Below are 22,505 nucleotides of genomic sequence, written 5' to 3'. Positions count from 1 at the left end.
CCGGCGTGTGCCGGCTGTGCAGTTACTGCTGGTCCGCGTACGGATCACTGATGCCGAGTCTGGCCAGTATCCCGGTTTCCAGCCCCTCCATCTCGGTCGCCTCTTCGTCATCCATATGGTCGTAGCCCTGGGCGTGCAGCACGCCATGGACGATCAGGTGGGCCGTGTGTTCTTCCACGCTTTTGCGCTGCTCCTGCGCTTCCTTTTCCAGCACGTCGGTGCACAGGATGATGTCGGCGCGGGTCGGCTCGTCGTCGCTTGACTCTTCGCCTTCGTTGTAGGCAAACGTCAGCACATTGGTGGCGTAGTCTTTTTCGCGGTAGTCGCGGTTCAAGCTGCGGCCTTCATCCAGATCGACAAAGCGGATCGTCAGTTCGGCCGGCGCCAGCAGGGCCGCCTGTACCCAGCGGCGGATCTTGGGCCGTGTGATCAGGCTGGCGAGGCGATCGTCCGGGTATTGCACGGACAAGGACAGTTTATTTTTTTCGGACATTTTTGGAAGCTGCTGGTTTCAACAAGGGGAGCACAGGCGCGTCGGGGCCGGCCGCCTGCGCCGTTTCATAGGCGTCGACGATGCGCGCGACGAGCGGGTGGCGCACCACGTCAGTGCTGTTAAATTGCGTGAAGCCGATGCCGCGCACGTCTTTGAGCACTTGCACGGCGTCGATCAGGCCACTCTTCTGGCTCTTTTGCAGGTCGACCTGGGTCACGTCGCCCGTTACCACTGCCTTGCTGCCAAAGCCGATGCGGGTCAAAAACATCTTCATCTGTTCGACCGTGGTGTTCTGCGCTTCGTCGAGGATCACGAAGGCGTGGTTCAGCGTGCGTCCGCGCATATAGGCCAGCGGCGCGATTTCGATCACCTGTTTTTCGAACAGCTTCTGGGTGCGGTCAAAGCCCAATAAATCGTACAGCGCGTCGTACAGCGGGCGCAGGTAAGGATCGACCTTTTGCGCCAGGTCGCCGGGCAGGAAGCCCAGGCGCTCGCCCGCTTCGACGGCCGGGCGCGTCAAAATGATGCGCTTGACGGCGTCGCGCTCGAGCGCATCGACCGCGCAGGCCACCGCCAGATAGGTCTTGCCGGTACCGGCCGGACCGACGCCAAAGCTGATGTCGTGTTCAAGGATGCCGCGCAGGTAGGAAATCTGGTGCGGCGTGCGCCCGCGCAGGTCGGAACGGCGGGTTTTCAGCACCGGGCTGGCGATATCGGGTTCGACAAAGGCCGGCGCGGCGGCGTCAAGCCGGTGCGCATGGTGTTCGGAGGCGGCCGACAGGCCGGCGCGCTGCTCCACCAGGGCCAGCTGCACTTCTTCCAGCGGTACGACCTTGTTGGCGATGGCGTAGAACTGCTCGAGGATTTCCACGGCGCGCTCGGCGTTGCTGCCGCCGACGATGAATTTTTCACCGCGGCGAAAGATCGTCACGTCGAGGGCGGCGGAAATCTGGCGCAGGTTTTCATCGAGCGGCCCGCACAAATGCGCCAGGCGCGTGTTGTCGAGCGGCTCGGGAATGAAGTAGTGCGGCTGGATCGGGGCTTTGGTTTTCAACTGGCTCTTTTCAATGCTTGTGCGCCGGCGACGAGTTCGCCGCGCAGGGTGTAGGAATGGCTTTCGGTGATGCGCACCTCGACCAGCTGGCCGATCAGGTGCAGCCCATCGGGGCCGGCGTCGAAATTGACCACGCGGTTGTTCTCGGTGCGCCCTTGCAGTTCACGATCAATCGTGTCCTTCTTCGAGCGCCCTTCGACCAGGATGGTCTGCACCGTGCCGACCATCGCCAGGCTGTATTTGCGCGTGTTGGCGTCGATCGCCGCCTGCAGCTGCTGCAAACGGGCCAGTTTGACTGCATGCGGCGTGTCGTCTTCCAGGCTGGCGGCCGGCGTGCCGGGGCGCTTGCTGAAGATGAAGCTGTAGCTGTTGTCAAAACCGACGTCTGCGATCAGCTTCATCATGGCGTCGAAGTCCGCCTGGGTCTCGCCCGGAAAGCCGACGATGAAGTCCGAGGAAATGGCCATGTTCGGGCGCACGGCGCGGATGCGTCGGATGATGGATTTGTATTCGAGGCCCGTGTAGCCGCGCTTCATGGCGCCGAGGATTTTGTCCGAGCCATGCTGTGCCGGCAGGTACAGGTGGTCGACCAGTTGCGGGATTTTTGCGTAGGCCTCGATCAGGCGCTGCGTGAATTCCTTCGGGTGGCTGGTGACAAAGCGCATGCGCGCGATGCCGGGGTTGGCGGCCACATATTCGAGCAGCAGCGCGAAGTCGGCGATCTCGCCGCCTTCCATCACGCCGCGATAGGCGTTGACGTTCTGGCCCAGCAGCGTGATTTCCTTGACGCCCTGCGCGGCCAGGCCCGCCACTTCCGTCAGCACGTCTTCGAAGCGGCGCGACACTTCCTCGCCGCGCGTGTAGGGCACCACGCAGTAACTGCAGTATTTGCTGCAGCCTTCCATGATGGAGACAAACGCCGAGGCACCGTCGACCTTGGCCGGCGGCAGGTGGTCGAACTTTTCGATTTCCGGAAAGCTGATGTCGACCTGCGCGGCGCCGCTGGAGCGGCGCAGTTCCATCATCTGCGGCAGGCGGTGCAGGGTCTGCGGGCCGAACACCATGTCGACATACGGCGCGCGCTTGACGATGGCGTCGCCTTCCTGCGACGCCACGCAGCCGCCCACGCCGATCAGGAGGTGCGGCTTGGCCAGCTTCAGCTCGCGCAGCCGGCCCAGGTCGGAAAATACTTTTTCCTGCGCCTTTTCGCGCACCGAGCAGGTATTGAGCAGGATCACGTCGGCGTCTTCCGGCGTGTCGGTACGCACCAGGCCATCGGAGGCGCCCAGCACGTCGGCCATCTTGTCCGAGTCGTACTCGTTCATCTGGCAGCCGAAGGTTTTAATGAATACTTTTTTCTGCATGGAGTCAGGCGCTTTAGCGGTAATGGGTGCGGGGGTGGATTGCGCAGAGCGGGCGAGGCGCGAATGCGGCGCGGGCCGGGCCATGCGCAGGCAGGCAAGCTGCGCTCAGGCGGTAGTTTAACGTAAATTGCCGCGCCGGGCCATGGCGCGCTTGGCCCCGGGCCGGTGGCGGCGCATCGGGTGCAAAGGCAACTATTGCCGCGTGTCACCATTGATTTGTAACAAGTTGCTGCAAATCCTAGTGTGCGACCCCTGCACATCCTAATGTGTTGAAATGGCATCGTTGCAAAGGCAACCAGCAGCTTGATTGATATTTAACAATCGGGAAGGTTGCGTTGCCCGCGAGTGCTGGCTGTTTGAACTAGTATATTGCCTTATATGCAATTCATTCGGATTTTCGAGCGAACGGGATTGAGGGGAGGGAAAGGCTGGGGCCGCGTTCTGTTGAACGCTCTAAGCCAGCCTTAAGTTCAGATCGGCATTATTTTTAACATTCACCAGACGAGGAAAAATCATGGCACATCATGCACTGGCATCTCAAGAAAGCTACAACCCCAACCACCTGCTCGATATTTTACTCAGTAAGATGCAGCTGAAAAACGATGCAGCCTTGTCGCGTCTGCTGGAAGTCGCGCCACCGGTCATCAGCAAGATCCGCCACCACCGCTTGCCGGTCGGCGCCTCGCTCCTGATTCGCATGCACGAAGTGACCGGCATGAGCATCCGCGACCTGCGCGACCTGATGGGCGACCGCCGCACCAAGTACCGCCTGTCCGACGCCCAAGGCCGTCCGAAAGCGGAAGAGCGCGGCGATGCGAAGGAACCGAACTACGCGCATCACTGATGCGGGCCCGAACGCTGACCGAGCCGCTTGCCTCGTTGCAGGCGGCCACGGTCGGGCGGCAGGCGGGCAGCATGGGCACTTGCAGTACAGATAACGGCTCTCTCCTCGCGGCGGGGGCCGTTTGCGTTTCCGCTCTGGATCGATCAGCCCGCCTGGTTCAGCAAGGCGGCGGTGATTTCGTCATAGCGCAGCTCGATTTCACGGAACAGTTGCAGATACGTCTCTTCCGACAGTCCCAGCGCATTCCACGCCACCAGCGACACATGCGGCACCATGTCGTCGCCGGCCTGCGCCAGATCCAGCGCACAGACAATCGCGTTGGCCACATGGATCAGCGCGGCCAGGAAACCGGCGCCCGTCGCTTCCGGCGTCAGATAGTGGCCGATCGCCACACGCATGGTATCGGAAAAATTCCAGCGTTCGGCCAGCGCCACGCCGGCCTGCACATGGTCCACGCCCAGCACCGCGCGTTCGGCGTCGAGCATGGTGCAATCGTGTTCGGCCTGGTATGCGATCACCTGCGCGTATTGTTCCGGAAAGCTCGACACCAGCACCAGGCGGCCGATATTGTGCAGCAGCCCTGCCGTAAACGCGTAATCCTGGTTGAAGCGGATCTGCCGCGCCAGCACCTTGGCGCAGGCGGCCGTGGCCACCGAGTGGCGCCAGAATTGCTTGTCATTAAAGCCGGGGCAGCGCCCTTCCGGAAAGCAGCCGGTAATGGCGGCCGACATGATCAGGCTGCGCGTGGTCTGGAAGCCCAGATAGGTAATTGCCTGCTGGATGGTGGTCGCTTTCACCTGCAAGCCGTACTGCGACGAGTTTGCCAGGCGCAAGGTCTTGGCCGTCAGCGCCTGGTCATACGATACTTTTTTGGCCAGCACGGAAATATCGACATCCTCCTGGTCCATGCTGTTGAGCAGCTCCATCACCACCACTGGCAGCGAGGGCAGGTCGTCGAGGTGAGCGACGATATCGTCGGCTGTCAGCTGGGTGGGGCCGGCGCTCATGCCGGCTCTCCCAGGCCCAGGCGGTAGCTGCTGACATAGCTGTGCAGCATGCTGGTGGCGGCCTCATCAGGATTGTCGGGGTCGTATTTGCGGAACAGATAGTCGAGCCGGGCGCGGTGCGCCTTCTGCTGCAGGGCTTGCTCTTCCGGCGACATCGCCGGTGCGGCGATGGACAGCATGTCGATGCCGTGGCGCGGCATCAGCGACAGCATGTTTTCCGTCAGCACCGCGCCTTGCGGCAACAAGACCTGCCCATGCGCATCGAGCAGTACATCGGACAAGATCATGCCCGGCAGGACCTGGTCCAGGGGTAAATGTTGATGCGTGAGCGCCATGACGACTCCTCCTGTGATACACGATATTACCATTGCCGTAGCACAATGAACCCATTGTAGCGTCAGTTGAATCGGCGTCAATACGGCTTGCACGGCGGGTTTGCGCCAAATCCTGCTTATTCTTGCCAATCAGCAGGTGATACCGTACATTTCACGGTGTGCCCCCGCGCCGCGGGACGCCCGGACCAGGCCGTGGGAGTGTTGTTTGATGGTACGTATCCAAGTCAGGCTGACCTTGCTTTTTGTCGTGATCGTGACCCTGGTGCTCGGCATTTCCGGCAGTTATACCCAATATACCCTCAGCAATAAACTCGAATCGGACAGCACGCGCTTGCGCAGCGGCGTGCTCACGCGCTTGCAGACCAGCTTGCCATCGGCGCTGTGGGATCTCGACAAATCCAAGGTCGACAGCATCGTCGCGTCCGAAATGTTGCCGCCGGAACTGGTCGGCATCCGCGTCTATGACGCCTCGGTGGGCCTGTTCGCCGGCGCAATGCGCGACGCCAACGGCGCCCTGGCGCCGTTGAGCAGCGAAGCGGCCATGGCTGGCACCGCGATCGAAGCGCCGCTGGTGTTTCGCGACGCCGTGGCCGCCGCCAGCGGTGGCACGGCCGTGATTGTCGGCAAGGTGGTGGTCAATTTCAGCCGCGCGCAGATCGATGCGGCGCTGCGCGGCGAAGTGCGGCGCAAGGTGCTCGAAGTGCTGATGCTCGACGTGATCCTGGTGGCGGCGCTGGGCCTGAGCCTGCGCATCGTTTTCGGCCCGCTGCGCCAGCTGCGCGACGGCCTGTTCGACCTGGCCACGCGCGGCAGCGATGAGGTCGAGGAATTGCCGGAAAGCCGGCGCGACGAACTTGGCGACGTGATCCGCGGATTCAATGCGGTGCAGCGCAAATTGAAATCCATTATCGAGCGCACCCGCCATGCGGAAGACGCGGCGCGCCGTTCGCAGCAGGAAACGGCGCAGGCCATGATGGATTTGCGGCGCACCCAGGAATCGCTGCTGCAGTCTGAAAGGCTGGCCTCGCTTGGCAGCCTGGTGGCCGGCGTGGCGCATGAAATCAATACGCCGGTCGGCATTGCGCTGACCAGCGCCTCGGTGCTCAAGGAAGCGACCGACGCGATCAGCGCGGCGGTGGCCGCCGGCAATATCAGGAAAACCGATATCGTGCGCTACCTGGAAACGGCCAGCGAAAGCTCGCGCCTGATCATGAACAATGCCTACCGCGCCGCGCACCTGATCCACAGCTTCAAGCAGATCGCCGCCGACCAGGTCAGCGAGGCGCGGCGCGCCTTCGAGTTGCGCTCCTATATAGTTGAAGTGATGGACAGCCTGCAGCCGACGCTGAAAAAGACGCGCAGCGAAGTCATCATCGACTGTCCGCCCGGCATCGAGTTCGACAGTTATCCGGGCGCGCTGGCGCAGGTACTGACCAACCTGGTCTTGAATTGCGTCGAACACGCGTTCGATGCCGATACGGCCGGCACCATCCATATCGGCGTACGCTGCGAAGGGGAGGGCAAGGCGAACGCCAACGCTAACGCCAAGGCGCAGTGGATCGTCATGCAGGTGCGCGACAATGGCTGCGGCATTGCGCCCGACCTGTTGGAGCGCGTGTTCGACCCGTTTGTCACCACGCGGCGCGGCCAGGGCGGCACCGGCCTGGGTCTCAATATCGTGTTCAACTTGATTGCCAAGCAGTTTGGCGGCACCATCACGGTCAGTAGCACGCTGGGCCAGGGCGCCACCTTTTTGTTGCGCCTGCCCCGCGTGACGCCGTTGGCGCACAGCAAAGGAGAAGGGCATGGCGATCGAACACAATGAGCGGCAGGTGGCGTTGCTGCGCGGCATAAACGTCGGTCGCGCCAAGCGCGTGGCGATGGCGGATTTGCGCAAGCTGCTGAGCGACCTGGGCTATGGCGAGGTGCGTACCGTGCTCAACAGCGGCAACGCGGTATTCGCCGCTGACGGCGTGCCACCGGCCACGTCAAGGGCGCGCATCGAGGAAGCGCTGGTGCTGAAACTGGGCGTGGCCGCGCGCGTCACGGTCTTGTCGGCCGGCCAGTTTGGCGAGCTGATGGCGCAAAACACGCTGGCGCCGGGTGATGACCCGGCGCGTTTGCTGGCGCTGGTGCTGAACAACCCGGCCGATGGCGCGCGCCTGGCGCCGCTGCTGGGCCAGCCCTGGCAGCCCGAAGCGTTGGCACTGGGCAATTGGGCGGCCTATGCCTGGTGTCCCGATGGCGTACTGGCCAGCAAGGTGGTGGCCGCGCTGGGGGTATTGCTCGGCGATGGCGTCACCTCGCGCAACTGGGCCACCATGCAGAAACTCGACGCCTTGTTGAATGGCGCTGCAACGGCAGCCCAATAATATTAACCGTCCCCATGGTCTTAATGGGCGCGCCGCGTTGTTTTTTTGGCGCGCCGGCAGCAGATAAACAATATATCGATTAGTATATTGTTCAGGTGCCGCTGTCCTGGTGGCTGCCGTGAAGACCACGCCTGTGGGAGGGCATGATGGAAACGTTGCAAGCGCAGGAACTGCCTGCGCCATTCAATCTCGACGCCATGCGCGCGTCCGCCTATAAAGCCAGTTCGCTGTTGAAAGCCATGGGCAATGCCGACCGCTTGATGCTGCTGTGCCAGTTGACGCAGGGCGAGCATTGCGTGAGCGACCTGGAACAGCGCACCGGCATCGGCCAGCCGACCCTGTCGCAGCAGCTCGGTGTGTTGCGCGAAGACATGCTGGTCGCCACCCGCCGCGACGGCAAGCAAATCTATTACCGTGTCGCCAGCCCCGCCGTGCTGGCCGTGCTGCAGGTGCTGTACGCGCATTTTTGCGCGCCGCGCGCGCAGTTCGACGACGAGGCGGACTGATCCATGCAAATCGCCTGGCAACACTTCACGCCGTGGACCGCGCTGGCTGGCGGCATGCTGATCGGCCTTGCCGCCGCTTTGCTGATCCTGTTCAATGGCCGCATCGCCGGCATCAGCGGCATTGTCGGCGGCCTGCTGCGCCCGCGCCACGGCGACCTGGCCTGGCGCCTGGCTTTTATTGCCGGCTTGCTGGCCAGCCCGGTGCTGTATCTGCTGTTCCATGCGCTGCCCGAGGCGCGTGTCGAGGCCGGCACGCCGGCGTTGATCGTCGCGGGCCTGCTGGTGGGGCTGGGCGTACGCTATGGCGCCGGCTGCACCAGCGGCCATGGCGTCTGCGGCCTGTCGCGCTGGTCGGCGCGTTCGCTGGCGGCCACCATCGCCTTTATGGCGGCCGGTTTTGTGACGGTATATGTGTTGCGCCATGCGCTGGGCTGAATCATGAGACTGCTGTTTTCCCTGTTGAGCGGCCTGGTGTTTGGCATCGGCTTGTTAATTTCAGGCATGAGCAATCCGGCCAAGGTCCTCGGTTTTCTCGACCTGGCCGGCAACTGGGATCCCTCGCTGGCGCTGGTCATGCTTGGCGCCATCCTGGTGGCCATGCCCGCTTTCTGGCTGGCGCGGCGCCGCCGCACGGCCTGGCTGGGCGACGCCATGCAGCTGCCCACCGCGCACGCCATCGACCGCCGCTTGCTGCTGGGCAGCCTGGCCTTTGGCGCCGGCTGGGGCATCGCCGGCTTTTGCCCGGGACCGGCGCTGGTGTCCTTGCTGACCGGCTTGCCGCAGGCCTGGATCTTTGCCGGCGCCATGCTGGCCGGCATGCTGGTGTTCGAAGTGCTGGAACGCCGCAGAGCTGCTCGCCGCCCGGCCTGAGACGGTACAATCTGGCGCATCGCCACTCCAGGAATCCCCGACCATGAAGACCCTGACTTTTCGCGCCCCCGCGCGTGCCACCGTATTGTGCGGCGTGCTGGCGCTGTCCGCCTGTGGCGGCTTGCTGAAAAAGTCGCCGCCGCCGGCCCCCGCGCCGGTGGCCGACAGCCTGCCCAATCCGCAAGTGCTGCTGCTCGGTGAAGTGCACGACAATGCCCAGGGCCACCGTTTGCGCTTCGAAGAGTTGCAGCGCCGCGTGGCCGCCGGCTGGCGCCCGGCCATCGCCATGGAACAGTTCGACCGCGAAACCCAGCCCTTGCTGACGCGCGCGGCCCGCGATTGCGCCGACCCCGAGTGCATTATCCGCGTGATGGAACAGCCGCGCTGGGACTGGAGCTTGTACCGCCCCGTGCTCGACCTCGTCATCAGCTACCAGTTGCCGCTGATCGCCGCCAACCTGTCGCGTGCCGACGCCTCGCGCACCGTGCGCGACGGCGTGCAATGGTCGATGCCGCCGGCCATGCGTGCTACCTACCTGGCCGCGCCGGTGCCGGCCGATATTCTGGCCGCACAGAAGAAGGAAATCCAGGACGGCCATTGCGGCATGCTGCCCGACATGATGATAGGCGGCATGGTCGACGCCCAGGTGGCGCGCGATATCTGGATGGCCAAGCTGATCCGCGACCAGGCGCCGCGCGACGTGGTGCTGTTCGCCGGCAACGGCCATGTGCGCAAGGACATCGGCGTGCCGCGCTGGCTGAAACTGGCCGACCCACAACTCAATGTGCGCGCCATCGGCTACCTGGAGCAGGGCGGCGCCAGCTATCCGGGTGTGTTCGACCTGACGCAGACCATGCCGGCCCAGCCGCGGCCGGATCCGTGCGCCAAATTCAAGACCAACTAGGCCGCTCCTGGCCTGCCCGGTAGCTTTTTACCGGGAGTTCACATCTGTATTGACGTTGTTGCTGTCATTGGTGCGTCACATTGTCTGAATAGAATTCGCTGCAGCCGAGTTCGTGACTGATGCACCGTTCACCTCGTGGCTACTCTTTTATCCAAATCCAATGAAAGAATTCCATGCAACAGCGTCGTTACCCATTAAAACCGATTTGCTTGCTGGTGCTGCAAGCGCTCGCTGGCCATGCGTACGCCGCCGCACCCGAAGGCGATGACGTCAGCGCTCCGGTGCAGGTCGTCGAAGTGACGGGCCAGGGGCAGTCGCGCCAGGTGCAAAACATCACGCGCGCCGATTTGCTGAAGGCAATTCCCGGAGCCAGTCCCTTGCAGACGCTGGAAAAATTGCCAGGCGTCAGTTTCCAGTCGGCAGATCCGTTCGGCGCCTATGAGTGGTCGACGCGCTTCAGCATACGCGGTTTCAATCAGAATCAGCTCGGATTCACGCTCGATGGCGTGCCCTTGGGCGACATGAGCTACGGCAATAACAACGGCTTGCATATCAGCCGCGCGATTGCCTCGGAAAACATCGGCCGCGTGGCCGTCTCGCAAGGCGCCGGCTCGCTGAGCACCGCGTCGACCAGCAACCTCGGTGGCACCGTGCAGTTCTACACCCTGGACCCATCCGATACGATGGGGGTGACGGCGGCGCAAACCCTGGGCAGCGACAGCACCTCGCGCACGGTGGTCCGCGTCGATAGCGGCTTGTTGTCCACAGGCACCAAGTTTTACCTGAGCGGCACGCGCATGCGCGCCGACAAATGGAAGGGCGACGGCCCGCAAGACCAGGATCAGTTCAACAGCAAGTTCGTGCACACGTTCGGCGACAACAAGTTAAGTGGCTTCTACAATTATTCCAACCGCAGCGAAGTCGATTACCAGGATTTGTCGCTGGAAATGACCAAGCGACTCGGTTATCAATGGGATAACTACGCACCGAACTGGCAGCGCGCCGTCAATGCCGCCAACGGGATCTATACGGGCGGCGTGACCAGCATGGACGACGCCTATTATCTGGGGCGCGGCTTGCGCAAGGATAACCTGGGCGCCCTGTCGCTGGATCTGCAACTGACCCCTGCGGCGGTGTTGAAAACCACGATCTATCATCATGACAACAAAGGCCAGGGCCACTGGTACACGCCGTACAACGCGTCGTCGTCGAGCGTGCCGATTTCGATCCGCACCACCGAATATTCGATCGGTCGCGATGGCGTGACCGCCGACCTGAGCTGGGATGTGGCCAACCATGCCATCAATGCCGGCTTCTGGGGTGAGCGCAGCCTGCATACGCTGACGCGCAATTTCTATGCGGTAAGCGACGGCAGCTACCAGGATCATTTCCTGACGAACCCGACCTCGACCGGCTTCAAGCAGGATTTCACCACCACCACCCGCCAGTTTTATGTGCAGGACACGCTGTCGTTACTCGACGACAAGCTGACGATCAATGCTGGCTTCAAGACGCCGAAGGTGACAATCGATGCCGTCAGCCTGGTCGGTACGCGCGCCGCTGGCGACATCACTGCGAAGAAAACGTTTCTGCCGCAAGCGGGCATTACCTATCGCCTCAATCACAACGATGAGATCTTTACCTCGTTCTCGCAGAATATGCGCGCTTACCAGCCCGGCGTGAACGGGCCATTTTCGCAAACGCAAAGCGCGTTCAACCTGAACGTGGGTCAGCTGAAACCGGAAACTTCGACCACCGTCGACCTCGGCATGCGCTTCAAGCGTGACGCCGTGCAAGGCTCGATCGCCGTGTATTACGCCGACTTCAAGGATCGCCAGCTGGGCATCGCCACCTGCGCCGGCATCGTCGGTTGCCCCAGTACCATCGCCAACGTGGGCAAGGTTGAAACCAGCGGCCTGGAGGCGCTGGCCGTCTGGAAAATCGCGCGCGAAGTGTCGTGGTTCAATTCTTTCACCTATAACAGTTCGAAATACAAGTCGGATTACATGGACAACGGCAAGGTGGTCGCGGTGGCCGGCAAGGACGTGGTGGACGCGCCGCGCATCATGTTCAACACCGAATTGTCGTATGAACATGCCGAGTGGTTTGCGCGCGTGGGCGGAAAATTTACCGACAAGCGTTACTACACCTACACCAACGATGCGTCCGTGCCATCGTTCTGGACGTCGAGTCTGTCGGCCGGCTACAAATTGAAGAACCTGGGCGCCTTCAAGGATGTCTCGCTGCAATTGAATGTCAGCAACTTGTTTGACAAGCAGTACTACAGCACCATCGGCACCAACGGCTTTGCCGCCTCCGATCCGAACGGCACGCTCGCCACCTTGCTGGCCGGCGCGCCGCGCCAGGTATTTCTGACCATCAGCGGCAAGCTGTAAGCTCAAAGCAGGCCGGTCCTTGACCGCACGCGGTGGCGCAGCTTGCCCACCGCGTTTTTTTTGGAAAGATATTTCATGAGCAGGTATTTCAGGCTGGCCCTGTGGCTGATGTGCGCACTTCCGCTGTTGGCCAGCGCCGCCGTGCGCATTGTCACGGGGCCGACGCCGATTGGCGACGGTGACGCCAGGGCGCGCGGCGACCTCACCGTCGTCAATCAGCACCTGGCCTTCGCGCTGGCCATCGAGTCGCCCGTGCCGTACGGCGTGCCGCGCGGCGCGCTGGTCGATATCGCCGCCGTCGTCCAGGGCAAGATAGGACGCGACCGCGCCGTCTTCGCCGACTTCATTCCGAATAACTGGTCGGCCTGGCCGAACACGTATCAGAAGATCGAGATTCTCGACGCCGGGCCGCAGCAAGTCGTGATACGCGCCACGCGTGATTGGGGCAAGGTCGTGATCAGCACAAGCTACACCCTGAAAGACGGCGCGGACCGGGTGGAAATAAGCACGCTCATGCGCAATGACGGCGAGGTGGCCTTGCCGGGCTTGCTGTCGGGCCTGACGTATTGGCCGAAGGGCGGCTTCCTGTTCGGGGTGCCGGGAGCGCCCGAGCATGGGCCGGCACCGCAGGCCCTGGCGCATCGCATGGCAGCGTATGACGCCGACTGGAGCGTGGCGCTACATGCGGCGTATTTTGATCATGTCGAATATGCGTCGAAAGACCTGTATCAGTTGCACACGCTGGGGCCAGGCGAGAGCCGGCGCTTTGACGGCTCGCTGCAAGTGGGCGCCAGCGGCGACCTGGCGCCGGTGATGCGCGCCGAGATCGAGCGCGATGGCTTGCCGGCCGGCGAAGTGCGCGGCATGGTGCGCGGCGCCGACGGCAAGCCGGTGCGGCAAGCCGTGGTGGTGGTGGAAAAATCGGGCCAGCCCTACGGCTGGACGCTGGCGCCGGCCGGGCGCTACAGCATGCGGCTGCCGCAGGGCGATTACCGCATGTATGCGACCGCGAAAGGCCATGGACAGACGGCCTCGCAAGCCTTGAACATGGCCAGCGGCCAGGCCGTGACGCAAGACTTCCATCAGTTGCAGGGGCCGGGTACGGTCGATATCGACGTCAGGCGCGCCGGCGCCGGTGGCGTGCCGCTCGACGCGCGCATCGTCATTACAGAAGGCCAGCAGCCGGTGGTGGAGTTTCTCGGCAAAAAGACTTTTTTCACCGAGCTTGACCGCAAGGGCAAGGCCGAGCTGACGCTGGCGCCAGGGCCGTATGTGTTGACGGTCTCGTCGGGCGGCGCCTTCCTGGCCGAGCCGGTGCGCCTGACACTGCAAGTTGCCGCCGGCGTGCGCCAGCGCGCCACGGTGCTGCTGCAGCCGTTTGCCGAACCGCGCGCGCGCGGCTGGTTTGCCGCCGACCTGCACCACCATGCGGATCAGGCCGAAGCCGTGACGCCGCCGTCCGATCTGGCGCGTGCGCAACTGGCGGCCGGGCTCGATCTGCTGTTCGTCAGCGACCATGACACCATGCGCAATTTGCCCGCGCTGGCATCGATTGCCGAGCGCCGCCGCATGCCCTTTATCGGCTCGATGGAATTGTCGGCTTCGTGGGCCCATTTCAACGCCTATCCCTTGAAGGCGGGGCAAACCCTGGCGATCGACATGAGCACCGCAAGCGTGGGACAGATTTTTGCCGAGGCGCGGCGGCTGGGAGCGACGACGATACAGGTTAATCATCCTTTCATCCCGTATGGCTATTTCGCCAGCCTCGACGCCAGCCTGGCGCCCGGCGGTTTCAACCCGGGCTTTGACGTGGTGGAAATCAATGCCGCCACGCCCGGCGATGATGTCAAGGTGCTGCAGCGGCTGTGGCAATACTGGAACCAGGGCCAGCCTTATTACCTGAGCGGCGGTACCGATGTGCATGACGTCTGGAAGGATGTGTCCGGGCGGGTGCGCACGTTTGCCCATGTCGATGGCGCCTTGACGGCCGCCAGTTTCAGCGCCGCCGTCAAGGCAGGCCATGCCTATGTGAGCGCCGGGCCGCTGATCGAGCCCGATATCCTGTTCGGCACGCGCCTGGCAAAACAACCTGCCTCGCTGGGTTTTGCGCTGCAATCGCTGGCCGGCATCAAGCGCGTCGAACTGATCGGTGGCGGGAAGGTGCTCGCCAGCCAGAGCTTCGACCATTTTCCGCAGACCCGGCGCGTCGATTTCAGGCTGACGGAGAACGCCGCCTGGTATGCGCTGATCGTCGAAGACCGCGATGGACACAAGGCCTACAGCAATCCGGTCTGGATCGGGCCGCCGTGATCAGCGTTGCATGCCGATCAGCGCACTGACTTTCGCCGCCGTTGCCAGCAGCGTCGGCAAGCTGTGTTCCAGCCACTGGGTCACCGACGGCCCGGCCGTCTGGCCGCTGACATTGATCGCCGCCACCACCTTGCCAGCCCGGTCGAACACGGGTGCGGCCAGCGCGACCAGGCCCTGTTCCAGTTCTTCCTGCACCAGGCACCAGCCCTGGCGCCGCACTTGCGCGATCTCTTCCATCAGCACCTCGATATCGATTTTCGTCGCTGGCGTGATTTTCAATAGCGCCATGCTGGACAGCCGCGCGCGCAAGGCGTCCGGCGCCAGGCCCGACAGCAGCACGCGGCCCATCGAGGTGCAATAGGCGGGCAGCCGGCTGCCGATGCCGAGGTTGATCGACATGGTGCGGTGCGCCGACAGCCGCACCACATACACGATATCGTCGCCGTCGAGCACGGTGGCCGAGCACGACTGGCGCAGCGCCTGCATCAATTCCTCCAGCAGCGGCTGAGCCTGGGTCCAGATCGGCAGGGACGACAGATAGGCGTAGCCGAGGTCCAGCACCTTGGGCGTGAGCCGGAACAGCCGGCCGTCCGCTTCCACATAACCGAGTTGCAGCAAGGTCAGCAGGATGCGCCGCGCGCCGGCGCGTGTCAGCTGTGCCCGTTCCGCCACTTCGCTCAGGGTTTGCTGCGGCGCATCAAAGCCAAAGCTGCGCAGCACGGCCAGCCCGCGCGCAAAGGACTGCACATAGCTGTCGCCGGGACGGGGGCCGTCTTCGGTAGCGAGGTTGGTCGTGCCTGGGTTGGTGCTGCGCTCGTTCATAAGCATTCCAGTGGATCAAGGTGGCAATTATAGCCATGCCATCAGTGCGAACGGCAAATTGACAAGCACGGCGAACAGGCATATTCTCATGATTATGTTCTCAATGCGAATATTTGTTCGTATATAGAACAAATTTAACATATTCCATAAGGAGACCATGCATGATCGATAAACTCCGTACCAGCGTCAGCGAGGCGTTGGCCGATATCCACGATGGCGCCACCATCATGATCGGCGGCTTCGGCGGCGCCGGCCAGCCGGCCGAGCTGATCGATGGCCTGATCGCCCATGGCGCGCGCGACCTGGTGATCGTCAACAACAATGCCGGCAATGGCGACACGGGCCTGGCGGCGCTGCTGAAAAACGGCCAGGTGCGCAAGATCATCTGCTCGTTTCCGCGCCAGGCCGACTCGCAGGTGTTCGACGGCCTGTACCGCGCCGGCAAGCTGGAACTCGAACTGGTGCCGCAGGGGAATCTGGCCGAGCGCATCCGCGCCGCCGGTGCCGGCATTGGTGGCTTCTTCACGCCCACCGGCTATGGCACCGAACTTGCCAAGGGCAAGGAAACACGCGAGATCAACGGGCGCATGTATGTGTTCGAGTCGCCGATCCACGCCGACTTCGCGCTGATCAAGGCCGAGCAGGGCGACCGCTGGGGCAACCTTACCTACCGCAAGACGGCGCGCAACTTCGGTCCCATCATGGCGATGGCTGCGAAAGTGGCGATTGCCTCAGTGCATGAGGTGCTCGAGCTGGGCGCCATCGACCCCGAACACGTGATCACGCCGGGCCTGTTCGTGCAGCGCATCGTGCAAGTGCCGCGCACCGCCACCGGCCCGGCCGGCTTCAAAGCTTCCTGAGAGAGAACTATGAACAAATGGAATCGAGACCAGATGGCGGCCCGCGTGGCAGCCGACATCCATGAAGGATCCGTGGTGAACCTGGGCATCGGCTTGCCGACCCTGGTCGCCAACCACCTGCCGGCCGGTGCCGAGATCATTTTGCACAGCGAAAACGGCGTGATCGGCATGGGCCCGGCGCCGGCGCCCGGCGAAGAGGACTACGACCTGATCAACGCGGGCAAGCAGCCCGTCACCTTGCTGCCCGGTGGCAGCTATTTCCACCATGCCGACAGCTTTGCCATGATGCGCGGCGGCCACCTCGATATCTGCGTGCTGGGCGCCTTCCAGGTGTCCGCCACCGGTGACCTGGCCAACTGGCATACTGGCGCGCCGGATGCGATTCCGGCCGTCGGCGGCGCGATGGACCTGGCCATCGGCGCGAAAAAAACCTGGGTCATGATGGAATTGCTGACCAAGACCGGCGACAGCAAGCTGGTGCAGCACTGCACCTACCCGCTGACCGGCGTGGGCTGCGTCAGCCGCATCTACAGCGACCTGGCCGTGATCGACCTGGGGCCGCAGGGTGCAAGCGTGATCGAACTGGTCGAGGGCCTCAGTTTCGAACAGTTGCAGGCCTTGACGCCCGTCACCCTGACGGACGCGCGCTGAATTCTCACCAATACATAACCTTTCTTGGAGGAAAGTAACATGACCGCAGCCTTTATTTGTGACGCCCAGCGTACCGCCTTTGGCCGCTATGGCGGCGCCTTGTCCGGCGTGCGCGCCGACGATCTTGGCGCAGTGCCGATCCGCGCCCTGATGGCGCGCAACCCGAACGTCGACTGGGAAGCCGTCACCGACGTGCTGTACGGCAGCGCCAACCAGGCCGGCGAAGACAACCGCAACGTGGCGCGCATGGTGGCCTTGCTGGCCGGCTTGCCCGTCACGGTGCCGGGCGCCACCCTGAACCGTTTATGTGGCTCGGGCCTGGACGCCGTCGGCAGCGCCGCGCGCTTTATCAAGAGCGGCGAAGCGGGCCTGATGATCGCCGGCGGCGTGGAAAGCATGAGCCGCGCGCCGTTCGTGATGGGCAAGGCCGACAGCGCCTTTTCGCGCGGCATGAAAATGGAAGACACCACCATCGGCTGGCGCTTTATCAATCCCCTGATGAAGGCGCAGTATGGCGTCGATTCGATGCCGGAAACGGCGGAAAACGTCGCCAGCGATTTCGGCATCAGCCGCGCGGACCAGGATCTGATGGCGCTGGCCAGCCAGACCAAGGCGCTGGCCGCTCAGGAAGCTGGCGTGTTCGACAGCGAGATCTGCCCCGTCACCATCGCGCAAAAAAAGGGCGATCCCGTCATCGTCACGCGTGACGAGCATCCGCGTGCCACCACGCTGGAAACGCTGGCGAAATTGAAACCGGTGGTGCGCCCCGACGGCACCGTGACGGCCGGCAATGCCTCCGGCGTCAATGACGGCGCCGTGGCCCTGCTGCTGGCCGACGAAGCGAGTGCCGCCCGCCATGGCCTGACGCCGCGCGCGCGCGTGGTGGCGATGGCCACCGCCGGCGTGGCGCCGCGCATCATGGGCATCGGCCCGGCGCCCGCCACCCAAAAAGTGCTGGCCATGACGGGCTTGACGATGGCGGACTTCGACGTGATCGAACTGAACGAGGCGTTTGCCGCGCAGGGCCTGGCCGTGCTGCGCCAGCTTGGCGTGCGCGACGACGATCCGCGCGTCAACCCGAACGGCGGCGCGATTGCGCTGGGCCATCCGTTGGGTGCGTCCGGTGCACGCCTGGCCATGACAGCCGTCAACCAGCTGCACCGCACGGGCGGGCGCTATGCGCTGTGCACCATGTGCATCGGCGTGGGCCAGGGCATTGCGCTGGTGCTGGAAAGAGTTTGATGCTGCTGCGGAGCGATTGCCCGGCATACGTATTTATGCGTACGCCGGGCGGGCGCGCGGCGCGTTTGCAGCGCGTATGATGGCAAGGCCAGCCCCCAAAACCCGGGCTGGCCTTGCCTTTTTTACACGAACAAGAAGACGCCTATGACACATGACACACCGCACGACGTTGCGCAGCTGACATCCCAGCAACGCATCAAGGCCATTATCGGCGCCTCCTCCGGCAACCTGGTGGAATGGTTCGATTTCTATATTTATTCCTTCTGTGCCCTGTATTTCTCGCACGCTTTTTTCCCTTCCGGTAATCCGACCACGCAGCTGCTGCAAACGGCCGGCATCTTTGCCGCCGGCTTCCTGATGCGCCCGGTCGGCGGCTGGCTGTTCGGCCGCATCGCCGACAAATACGGCCGCCGTCAGTCGATGATGATTTCCGTGCTGATGATGTGCGGCGGCTCGCTGATGATCGCCGTCATGCCCACCTATGACACCATCGGCGCCTTCGCGCCGTTCCTGCTGCTGCTGGCGCGCCTGTTCCAGGGCCTGTCGGTCGGCGGCGAATACGGCACCAGCGCCACCTACATGAGCGAAGTGTCGGAATCGGGCAAGCGCGGCTTTTTCGCCTCGTTCCAGTACGTCACCCTGATCGGCGGCCAGTTGCTGGCGCTGCTGGTGCTGGTGGTGCTGCAGCAACTGCTGACCCTGGAAGAGCTGCGTGCCTGGGGCTGGCGCATCCCCTTCGTGTTTGGCGCGCTGGCTGCGTTGGTGTCGCTGAACCTGCGCAAGTCCCTGACCGAAACGACCACCGCCAGCGAGCGCAAGGACAAGGACGCGGGCAGCTTGCGCGGCCTGCTCAAGCACAAGCGCGCCTTTGTCACGGTGCTGGGCTTTACGGCCGGCGGCTCGCTGGTGTTCTACACCTTTACCACCTATATGCAGAAATACCTGGTCAACACGGCCGGCATGGACACCAAGACGGCCAGCGCCGTGATGACCTGCGCCTTGCTGGTGTATATGATCCTGCAGCCGGTGTTCGGCGCCTTGTCGGACCGTATCGGCCGGCGCACCTCGATGCTGTTCTTCGGCGGCCTGGCCACCTTGTGCGTGCTGCCGATCATGCACACCCTGAAAGACATCAGCAGCCCGTACGCGGCGTTTGGCCTGATCATCATCGCGCTGGCCATCATCAGCTTCTACACCTCGATCAGCGGCCTGATCAAGGCCGAGATGTTCCCGGTCGAAGTGCGCGCGCTGGGTGTGGGCCTGTCGTATGCGGTGGCCAACGCCATGTTCGGCGGTTCGGCCGAATACGTGGCGCTGCAGTTCAAGGCCTGGCACGTGGAGGAGTATTTCTACTGGTACGTCACCGTCATGTGCCTGATCTCGTTTATCGTGGCCATCCGCATGCCGGACCCGAGCCGTTCGGGCCTGCTGAAATAAGCATGCAAACGTCGTAGAATAAGCACTCAGGAAATGGCAGCGTGATGGCTGCCATTTTTTACCCCATTTTCCAGGAGAGACCATGTCGTATGTTTTCGCCGCACCGGTGCAGGCCGCCGTGCCCGTCGTCGGTCAGCAGGCCCTGTTTCCCGTCCACCGCATTTATTGCGTGGGTCGCAACTACGTCGATCACGCCCAGGAAATGGGCCACACGGGCCGCGAGGCGCCGTTCTTTTTCATGAAGCCGGCCGACGCCGTGCTGCCGGTGGCACACGGCGCCACCGGCGAACTGCCGTATCCGGCGCAAACGGAGGACTTCCAGCACGAGATGGAACTGGTGGTGGCGATCGGCAAGGGCGGCAGCGATATCGCCGTGGAACAGGCAATGGAGCATGTGTGGGGCTATGCGATTGGCCTCGACATGACGCGCCGCGACGTGCAGGGCGCGGCCAAAAAACTGGGCCGGCCCTGGGATACGGGCAAGGCGTTTGAATACTCCGCGCCGATCGGCCCCATCACTCCGGCCGCCCAGGCCGGCGAGATCGGTAGCGCCGCCATCACGCTGCAGGTCAATGGCGCCGTGCGGCAAAGCAGCAATATCGACAAACTGATCTGGAACGTGGCCGAAACCATTGCCGACCTGTCGACCTATTTCACCTTGCAGCCGGGCGACCTGATCTACACGGGCACACCGGCCGGCGTGGCGGCGGTGCAGCGTGGCGACGAACTGCTGGGTACCATCACCGGCCTGGGCGAATTGCGCCTCAAGGTCGTCTGACGCGGCCTGATCAGGCTACTGGCTTTTTTGAGGAGACACCGATGATGAGCAAAACCTACGCCGTGGCGCAGCCCACGCGCGCCGACATCGACGCATTGCCGGGCGCGACCTTGCTGGAATTTGGCACCGGCTGGTGCGGCCATTGCCGCGCCACCGACGCGCCGCTGGCGGCCGCCTTTGCACACCACCCCGACGTGCCGCACCTGCGCGTGGAGGACGGCAGCGGCCGCCTGCTCGGGCGTTCGTTCAGGGTCAAGCTGTGGCCAACCCTGATCTTCCTCAAGGACGGCCAGGAAGTGGCGCGGCTGGTGCGCCCGCTCGACAGCGGCGAGATCGGGCAGGCGTTCGCCCTGATCGACATTTGAATGCGGCCCGTGGCGCCGCCGCGCCACAACTTTCTTGCCGCAGTGCACCACTACGCGTATCATGAATCCATACAGCAAGATCAACCGCATCCCTCACAAGATGCAGGCGCGATCATCACGGCCGGCTCCACCGCGGGCGGCCGCAGGCAAGGATTCACCACAAATGACCGATGCCGCGATGCGACGCGCAATTCTGGTACGGAAATGCCTGGCAATCGCCGGGCGCTGACACACGTCCTCATCCCCTGACGCCCTTCCTGCCGTGCCCCGGATCACCGGATTGCGCACGAACGTTGTTTTTTTGTTTGCACATTGATTGGCAAATGCGCAGCAAACGCGAGCGCGCGCGGCTATGATATGCCAGCGACGCGTCGAGACAACGCGCCGTGCTGCCGCCTGAACAAACATCCAGAGAATGGCCTTTAGACACCCTCCCCAAGGAGCGCAGTACATGAGCAATACCCCGAGCATTACCCCCAAGAAAAATTCGGCAGGCACGGTGCTGTTTGCCAGCCTGATCGGCACTACCATCGAGTTCTTCGACTTCTATATCTACGCCACCGCCGCCGTGCTGGTGTTCCCGAAATTGTTTTTCCCCGCCGGCGACCCGTCGGCCGCCGTGCTGCAGTCGCTGGCCACCTTTGCCATCGCGTTTTTCGCGCGTCCGATCGGCTCGGCCGTGTTCGGCCACTACGGCGACCGCATCGGCCGCAAGGCGACCCTGGTGGCGGCGCTGCTGACGATGGGCATTTCCACCGTCGTGATCGGCCTGCTGCCGACCTATGCCGCGATCGGCACCATGGCGCCCTTGCTGCTGGCGCTGTGCCGCTTCGGCCAGGGCCTGGGTCTCGGTGGCGAATGGGGCGGCGCGGTGCTGCTGGCCACGGAAAACGCGCCACCGGGCAAGCGCGCCTGGTACGGCATGTTCCCGCAGCTGGGCGCGCCGATCGGCTTTTTCCTGTCGGGCGGCATCTTCCTGCTGCTGAGCGAAACCTTGAGCGAAGAGCAGTTCTTCAGCTACGGCTGGCGCATTCCTTTCCTGGCCAGCGCGCTGTTGGTCATCGTCGGCCTGTATGTGCGCCTGAAAATCACCGAAACGCCGGACTTCCAGAAAGTGCTCGACAAGAACGAACGCGTAAAACTGCCGGTGGCCACCGTGTTCCGCCAGCACGGCCGCATGCTGTTCCTGGGCACCATCGTGGCGCTGGCCACCTTCGTGCTGTTCTACCTGATGACGGTGTTCGCACTGAGCTGGGGCACCACCAAGCTGGGCTTCACGCGCAAGGAATTCCTGATCGTGCAATTGTTCGCCGTGCTGTTCTTCGCGCTGACGATCCCGTTCTCGGCCATCCTGGCGGACCGCCGCGGCCGCCGCACCACGTTGATCTGGGTCTCGGTCGCCATCGCCGTCTTCGGCCTGGTGCTCGCGCCCATGTTCGGCTCGGGCGTGACCTGGGAAGTGACGCTGTTCATGGCCGTCGGCCTGGGCCTGATGGGCATGACCTATGGTCCCCTGGGCACCATGCTGTCGGAACTGTTCCCGCCGGAAGTGCGCTACACGGGCGCCTCGCTGACCTTCAACCTGGCCGGCATCCTGGGCGCCTCGCTGGCGCCGTATATCGCCACCTGGCTCGGCACCAACTACGGCCTGCAATATGTAGGTTACTACCTGACCCTGGCCGCCTTGCTGACCCTGGGCGCCTTGCTGCTGGTGGGCAAACCACGTGCGGGCAAGGAAGCGTGGGAGTAATCGACGCAGTCTGTGATTAAAAATGCCGGTTCCGATGAACCGGCATTTTTTTCATATGCGCCCATGAAAAAAACCGCCGCTGCGCAAGGCAGCAGCGGGTTGTCAATGCTGCAAATTCTTGGTGGGATAGGTGAACAGTTCGGAT

22 protein-coding genes are annotated in these 22,505 nt (G+C 63.3%); 16 read left to right on the top strand and 6 right to left on the bottom strand.

The features are described 5' to 3' along the window. Positions 1 to 22 precede the first annotated feature (22 nt). Genes ybeY through miaB form a run of 3 tightly spaced genes read right to left on the bottom strand, consistent with a single transcriptional unit; the run spans position 23 to position 2,911 of the window. Entirely contained in the window at positions 23 to 493 is a 471-nt protein-coding gene (gene ybeY / locus CD932_RS06430; RefSeq protein ID WP_094441908.1) for an rRNA maturation RNase YbeY, read from the bottom strand. Next, positions 477 to 1,547: a PhoH family protein gene (locus CD932_RS06425; RefSeq protein WP_094441907.1), complete on the bottom strand. Its 1,071-nt coding sequence runs from the start codon at positions 1,545 to 1,547 to the stop codon at positions 477 to 479. Before CD932_RS06425 ends, ybeY begins: the two co-directional genes overlap by 17 nt. Then, on the bottom strand, positions 1,544 to 2,911 hold the full coding sequence (gene miaB, locus CD932_RS06420; protein ID WP_094441906.1) for a tRNA (N6-isopentenyl adenosine(37)-C2)-methylthiotransferase MiaB: 1,368 nt from the start codon (positions 2,909 to 2,911) through the stop codon (positions 1,544 to 1,546). The genes CD932_RS06425 and miaB overlap by 4 nt, the downstream gene beginning before the upstream one ends. A 514-nt stretch (positions 2,912 to 3,425) precedes the next feature. Here miaB and CD932_RS06415 point away from each other — a divergent pair. Beyond that, positions 3,426 to 3,755: a hypothetical protein gene (locus tag CD932_RS06415; protein WP_094441905.1), complete on the top strand. Its 330-nt coding sequence runs from the start codon at positions 3,426 to 3,428 to the stop codon at positions 3,753 to 3,755. 143 nt (positions 3,756 to 3,898) lie between these two features. On the opposite strand, the gene CD932_RS06410 is transcribed toward CD932_RS06415, so the two are convergent. Both CD932_RS06410 and CD932_RS06405 read right to left on the bottom strand, forming a co-directional pair. Beyond that, complete coding sequence (locus CD932_RS06410) at positions 3,899 to 4,762, bottom strand: HDOD domain-containing protein (protein WP_094441904.1); 864 nt, start codon at positions 4,760 to 4,762, stop codon at positions 3,899 to 3,901. Beyond that, positions 4,759 to 5,097: a hypothetical protein gene (locus CD932_RS06405; protein ID WP_254926485.1), complete on the bottom strand. Its 339-nt coding sequence runs from the start codon at positions 5,095 to 5,097 to the stop codon at positions 4,759 to 4,761. Before CD932_RS06405 ends, CD932_RS06410 begins: the two co-directional genes overlap by 4 nt. Before the next feature lie 208 nt (positions 5,098 to 5,305). Here CD932_RS06405 and CD932_RS06400 point away from each other — a divergent pair, with 208 nt between their 5' ends. The 8 genes from CD932_RS06400 (at position 5,306) to CD932_RS06365 (ending at position 14,455) form a co-directional block, all read left to right on the top strand. Further along, a complete protein-coding gene (locus tag CD932_RS06400; RefSeq protein WP_094441903.1) occupies positions 5,306 to 6,922 on the top strand; it encodes a sensor histidine kinase in 1,617 nt (538 codons plus the stop codon). After that, complete coding sequence (locus tag CD932_RS06395) at positions 6,903 to 7,469, top strand: DUF1697 domain-containing protein (protein WP_094441902.1); 567 nt, start codon at positions 6,903 to 6,905, stop codon at positions 7,467 to 7,469. Before CD932_RS06400 ends, CD932_RS06395 begins: the two co-directional genes overlap by 20 nt. A gap of 146 nt (positions 7,470 to 7,615) precedes the next feature. Further along, positions 7,616 to 7,975 (top strand): helix-turn-helix transcriptional regulator, encoded by a 360-nt coding sequence (locus tag CD932_RS06390; protein WP_094443491.1) that lies wholly within the window; start codon positions 7,616 to 7,618, stop codon positions 7,973 to 7,975. Positions 7,976 to 7,978: 3 nt separating this feature from the next. Next, positions 7,979 to 8,410 (top strand): YeeE/YedE family protein, encoded by a 432-nt coding sequence (locus CD932_RS06385; RefSeq protein ID WP_094441901.1) that lies wholly within the window; start codon positions 7,979 to 7,981, stop codon positions 8,408 to 8,410. A gap of 3 nt (positions 8,411 to 8,413) precedes the next feature. Then, positions 8,414 to 8,845 (top strand): DUF6691 family protein, encoded by a 432-nt coding sequence (locus CD932_RS06380; RefSeq protein ID WP_094441900.1) that lies wholly within the window; start codon positions 8,414 to 8,416, stop codon positions 8,843 to 8,845. 43 nt (positions 8,846 to 8,888) lie between these two features. After that, positions 8,889 to 9,749: a ChaN family lipoprotein gene (locus CD932_RS06375; protein WP_094441899.1), complete on the top strand. Its 861-nt coding sequence runs from the start codon at positions 8,889 to 8,891 to the stop codon at positions 9,747 to 9,749. A gap of 173 nt (positions 9,750 to 9,922) precedes the next feature. Beyond that, positions 9,923 to 12,145 (top strand): TonB-dependent receptor, encoded by a 2,223-nt coding sequence (locus CD932_RS06370; protein ID WP_094441898.1) that lies wholly within the window; start codon positions 9,923 to 9,925, stop codon positions 12,143 to 12,145. A 75-nt stretch (positions 12,146 to 12,220) separates the two neighbouring features. Beyond that, complete coding sequence (locus CD932_RS06365; RefSeq protein ID WP_094441897.1) at positions 12,221 to 14,455, top strand: CehA/McbA family metallohydrolase; 2,235 nt, start codon at positions 12,221 to 12,223, stop codon at positions 14,453 to 14,455. On the opposite strand, the gene CD932_RS06360 is transcribed toward CD932_RS06365, so the two are convergent. Next, entirely contained in the window at positions 14,456 to 15,277 is an 822-nt protein-coding gene (locus CD932_RS06360; protein ID WP_094441896.1) for an IclR family transcriptional regulator C-terminal domain-containing protein, read from the bottom strand. 161 nt (positions 15,278 to 15,438) lie between these two features. Here CD932_RS06360 and CD932_RS06355 point away from each other — a divergent pair, with 161 nt between their 5' ends. From CD932_RS06355 to CD932_RS06325, 7 genes are all read left to right on the top strand, one after another. Then, the gene (locus CD932_RS06355) at positions 15,439 to 16,137 is read left to right on the top strand and encodes a 3-oxoacid CoA-transferase subunit A (protein ID WP_094441895.1); all 699 of its coding nucleotides are present in this window, start codon (positions 15,439 to 15,441) and stop codon (positions 16,135 to 16,137) included. 9 nt (positions 16,138 to 16,146) lie between these two features. Next, entirely contained in the window at positions 16,147 to 16,788 is a 642-nt protein-coding gene (locus CD932_RS06350; RefSeq protein ID WP_094441894.1) for a 3-oxoacid CoA-transferase subunit B, read from the top strand. 39 nt (positions 16,789 to 16,827) lie between these two features. Next, on the top strand, positions 16,828 to 18,030 hold the full coding sequence (pcaF, locus tag CD932_RS06345) for a 3-oxoadipyl-CoA thiolase (protein WP_094441893.1): 1,203 nt from the start codon (positions 16,828 to 16,830) through the stop codon (positions 18,028 to 18,030). A gap of 144 nt (positions 18,031 to 18,174) precedes the next feature. Next, a complete protein-coding gene (locus tag CD932_RS06340) occupies positions 18,175 to 19,467 on the top strand; it encodes an MFS family transporter (RefSeq protein WP_094441892.1) in 1,293 nt (430 codons plus the stop codon). Between the two features lie 82 nt (positions 19,468 to 19,549). Continuing rightward, entirely contained in the window at positions 19,550 to 20,245 is a 696-nt protein-coding gene (locus CD932_RS06335; protein WP_094441891.1) for a fumarylacetoacetate hydrolase family protein, read from the top strand. Positions 20,246 to 20,289: 44 nt separating this feature from the next. Beyond that, complete coding sequence (locus CD932_RS06330; protein WP_094443490.1) at positions 20,290 to 20,610, top strand: thioredoxin family protein; 321 nt, start codon at positions 20,290 to 20,292, stop codon at positions 20,608 to 20,610. Positions 20,611 to 21,061: 451 nt separating this feature from the next. Beyond that, positions 21,062 to 22,360 carry an MFS transporter gene (locus tag CD932_RS06325; protein ID WP_094441890.1) on the top strand — a complete coding sequence of 433 codons (1,299 nt, stop codon included), beginning with the start codon at positions 21,062 to 21,064 and terminating at the stop codon, positions 22,358 to 22,360. The last annotated feature ends 145 nt before the right edge of the window (positions 22,361 to 22,505 follow it).

This window comes from Janthinobacterium sp. PC23-8, assembly GCF_002250505.1.
Taxonomy (GTDB): domain Bacteria; phylum Pseudomonadota; class Gammaproteobacteria; order Burkholderiales; family Burkholderiaceae_D; genus Janthinobacterium.
Note: the sequence above shows the minus strand (reverse complement) of the source record. Positions and strands in the feature narration are given on the sequence as shown.

Excerpts from the sequence above, each read along its gene's own strand:
- ybeY (WP_094441908.1), bottom strand. The coding sequence starts at position 493 with ATGTCCGAAAAAAATAAACTGTCCTTGTCCGTGCAATACCCGGACGAT.
- miaB (WP_094441906.1), bottom strand. The coding sequence starts at position 2,911 with ATGCAGAAAAAAGTATTCATTAAAACCTTCGGCTGCCAGATGAACGAG.
- CD932_RS06415 (WP_094441905.1), top strand. The coding sequence starts at position 3,426 with ATGGCACATCATGCACTGGCATCTCAAGAAAGCTACAACCCCAACCAC.
- CD932_RS06410 (WP_094441904.1), bottom strand. The coding sequence starts at position 4,762 with ATGAGCGCCGGCCCCACCCAGCTGACAGCCGACGATATCGTCGCTCAC.
- CD932_RS06405 (WP_254926485.1), bottom strand. The coding sequence starts at position 5,097 with ATGGCGCTCACGCATCAACATTTACCCCTGGACCAGGTCCTGCCGGGC.
- CD932_RS06400 (WP_094441903.1), top strand. The coding sequence starts at position 5,306 with ATGGTACGTATCCAAGTCAGGCTGACCTTGCTTTTTGTCGTGATCGTG.
- CD932_RS06395 (WP_094441902.1), top strand. The coding sequence starts at position 6,903 with ATGGCGATCGAACACAATGAGCGGCAGGTGGCGTTGCTGCGCGGCATA.
- CD932_RS06390 (WP_094443491.1), top strand. The coding sequence starts at position 7,616 with ATGGAAACGTTGCAAGCGCAGGAACTGCCTGCGCCATTCAATCTCGAC.
- CD932_RS06385 (WP_094441901.1), top strand. The coding sequence starts at position 7,979 with ATGCAAATCGCCTGGCAACACTTCACGCCGTGGACCGCGCTGGCTGGC.
- CD932_RS06380 (WP_094441900.1), top strand. The coding sequence starts at position 8,414 with ATGAGACTGCTGTTTTCCCTGTTGAGCGGCCTGGTGTTTGGCATCGGC.
- CD932_RS06375 (WP_094441899.1), top strand. The coding sequence starts at position 8,889 with ATGAAGACCCTGACTTTTCGCGCCCCCGCGCGTGCCACCGTATTGTGC.
- CD932_RS06370 (WP_094441898.1), top strand. The coding sequence starts at position 9,923 with ATGCAACAGCGTCGTTACCCATTAAAACCGATTTGCTTGCTGGTGCTG.
- CD932_RS06365 (WP_094441897.1), top strand. The coding sequence starts at position 12,221 with ATGAGCAGGTATTTCAGGCTGGCCCTGTGGCTGATGTGCGCACTTCCG.
- CD932_RS06360 (WP_094441896.1), bottom strand. The coding sequence starts at position 15,277 with ATGAACGAGCGCAGCACCAACCCAGGCACGACCAACCTCGCTACCGAA.
- CD932_RS06355 (WP_094441895.1), top strand. The coding sequence starts at position 15,439 with ATGATCGATAAACTCCGTACCAGCGTCAGCGAGGCGTTGGCCGATATC.
- CD932_RS06350 (WP_094441894.1), top strand. The coding sequence starts at position 16,147 with ATGAACAAATGGAATCGAGACCAGATGGCGGCCCGCGTGGCAGCCGAC.
- pcaF (WP_094441893.1), top strand. The coding sequence starts at position 16,828 with ATGACCGCAGCCTTTATTTGTGACGCCCAGCGTACCGCCTTTGGCCGC.
- CD932_RS06340 (WP_094441892.1), top strand. The coding sequence starts at position 18,175 with ATGACACATGACACACCGCACGACGTTGCGCAGCTGACATCCCAGCAA.
- CD932_RS06335 (WP_094441891.1), top strand. The coding sequence starts at position 19,550 with ATGTCGTATGTTTTCGCCGCACCGGTGCAGGCCGCCGTGCCCGTCGTC.
- CD932_RS06330 (WP_094443490.1), top strand. The coding sequence starts at position 20,290 with ATGAGCAAAACCTACGCCGTGGCGCAGCCCACGCGCGCCGACATCGAC.
- CD932_RS06325 (WP_094441890.1), top strand. The coding sequence starts at position 21,062 with ATGAGCAATACCCCGAGCATTACCCCCAAGAAAAATTCGGCAGGCACG.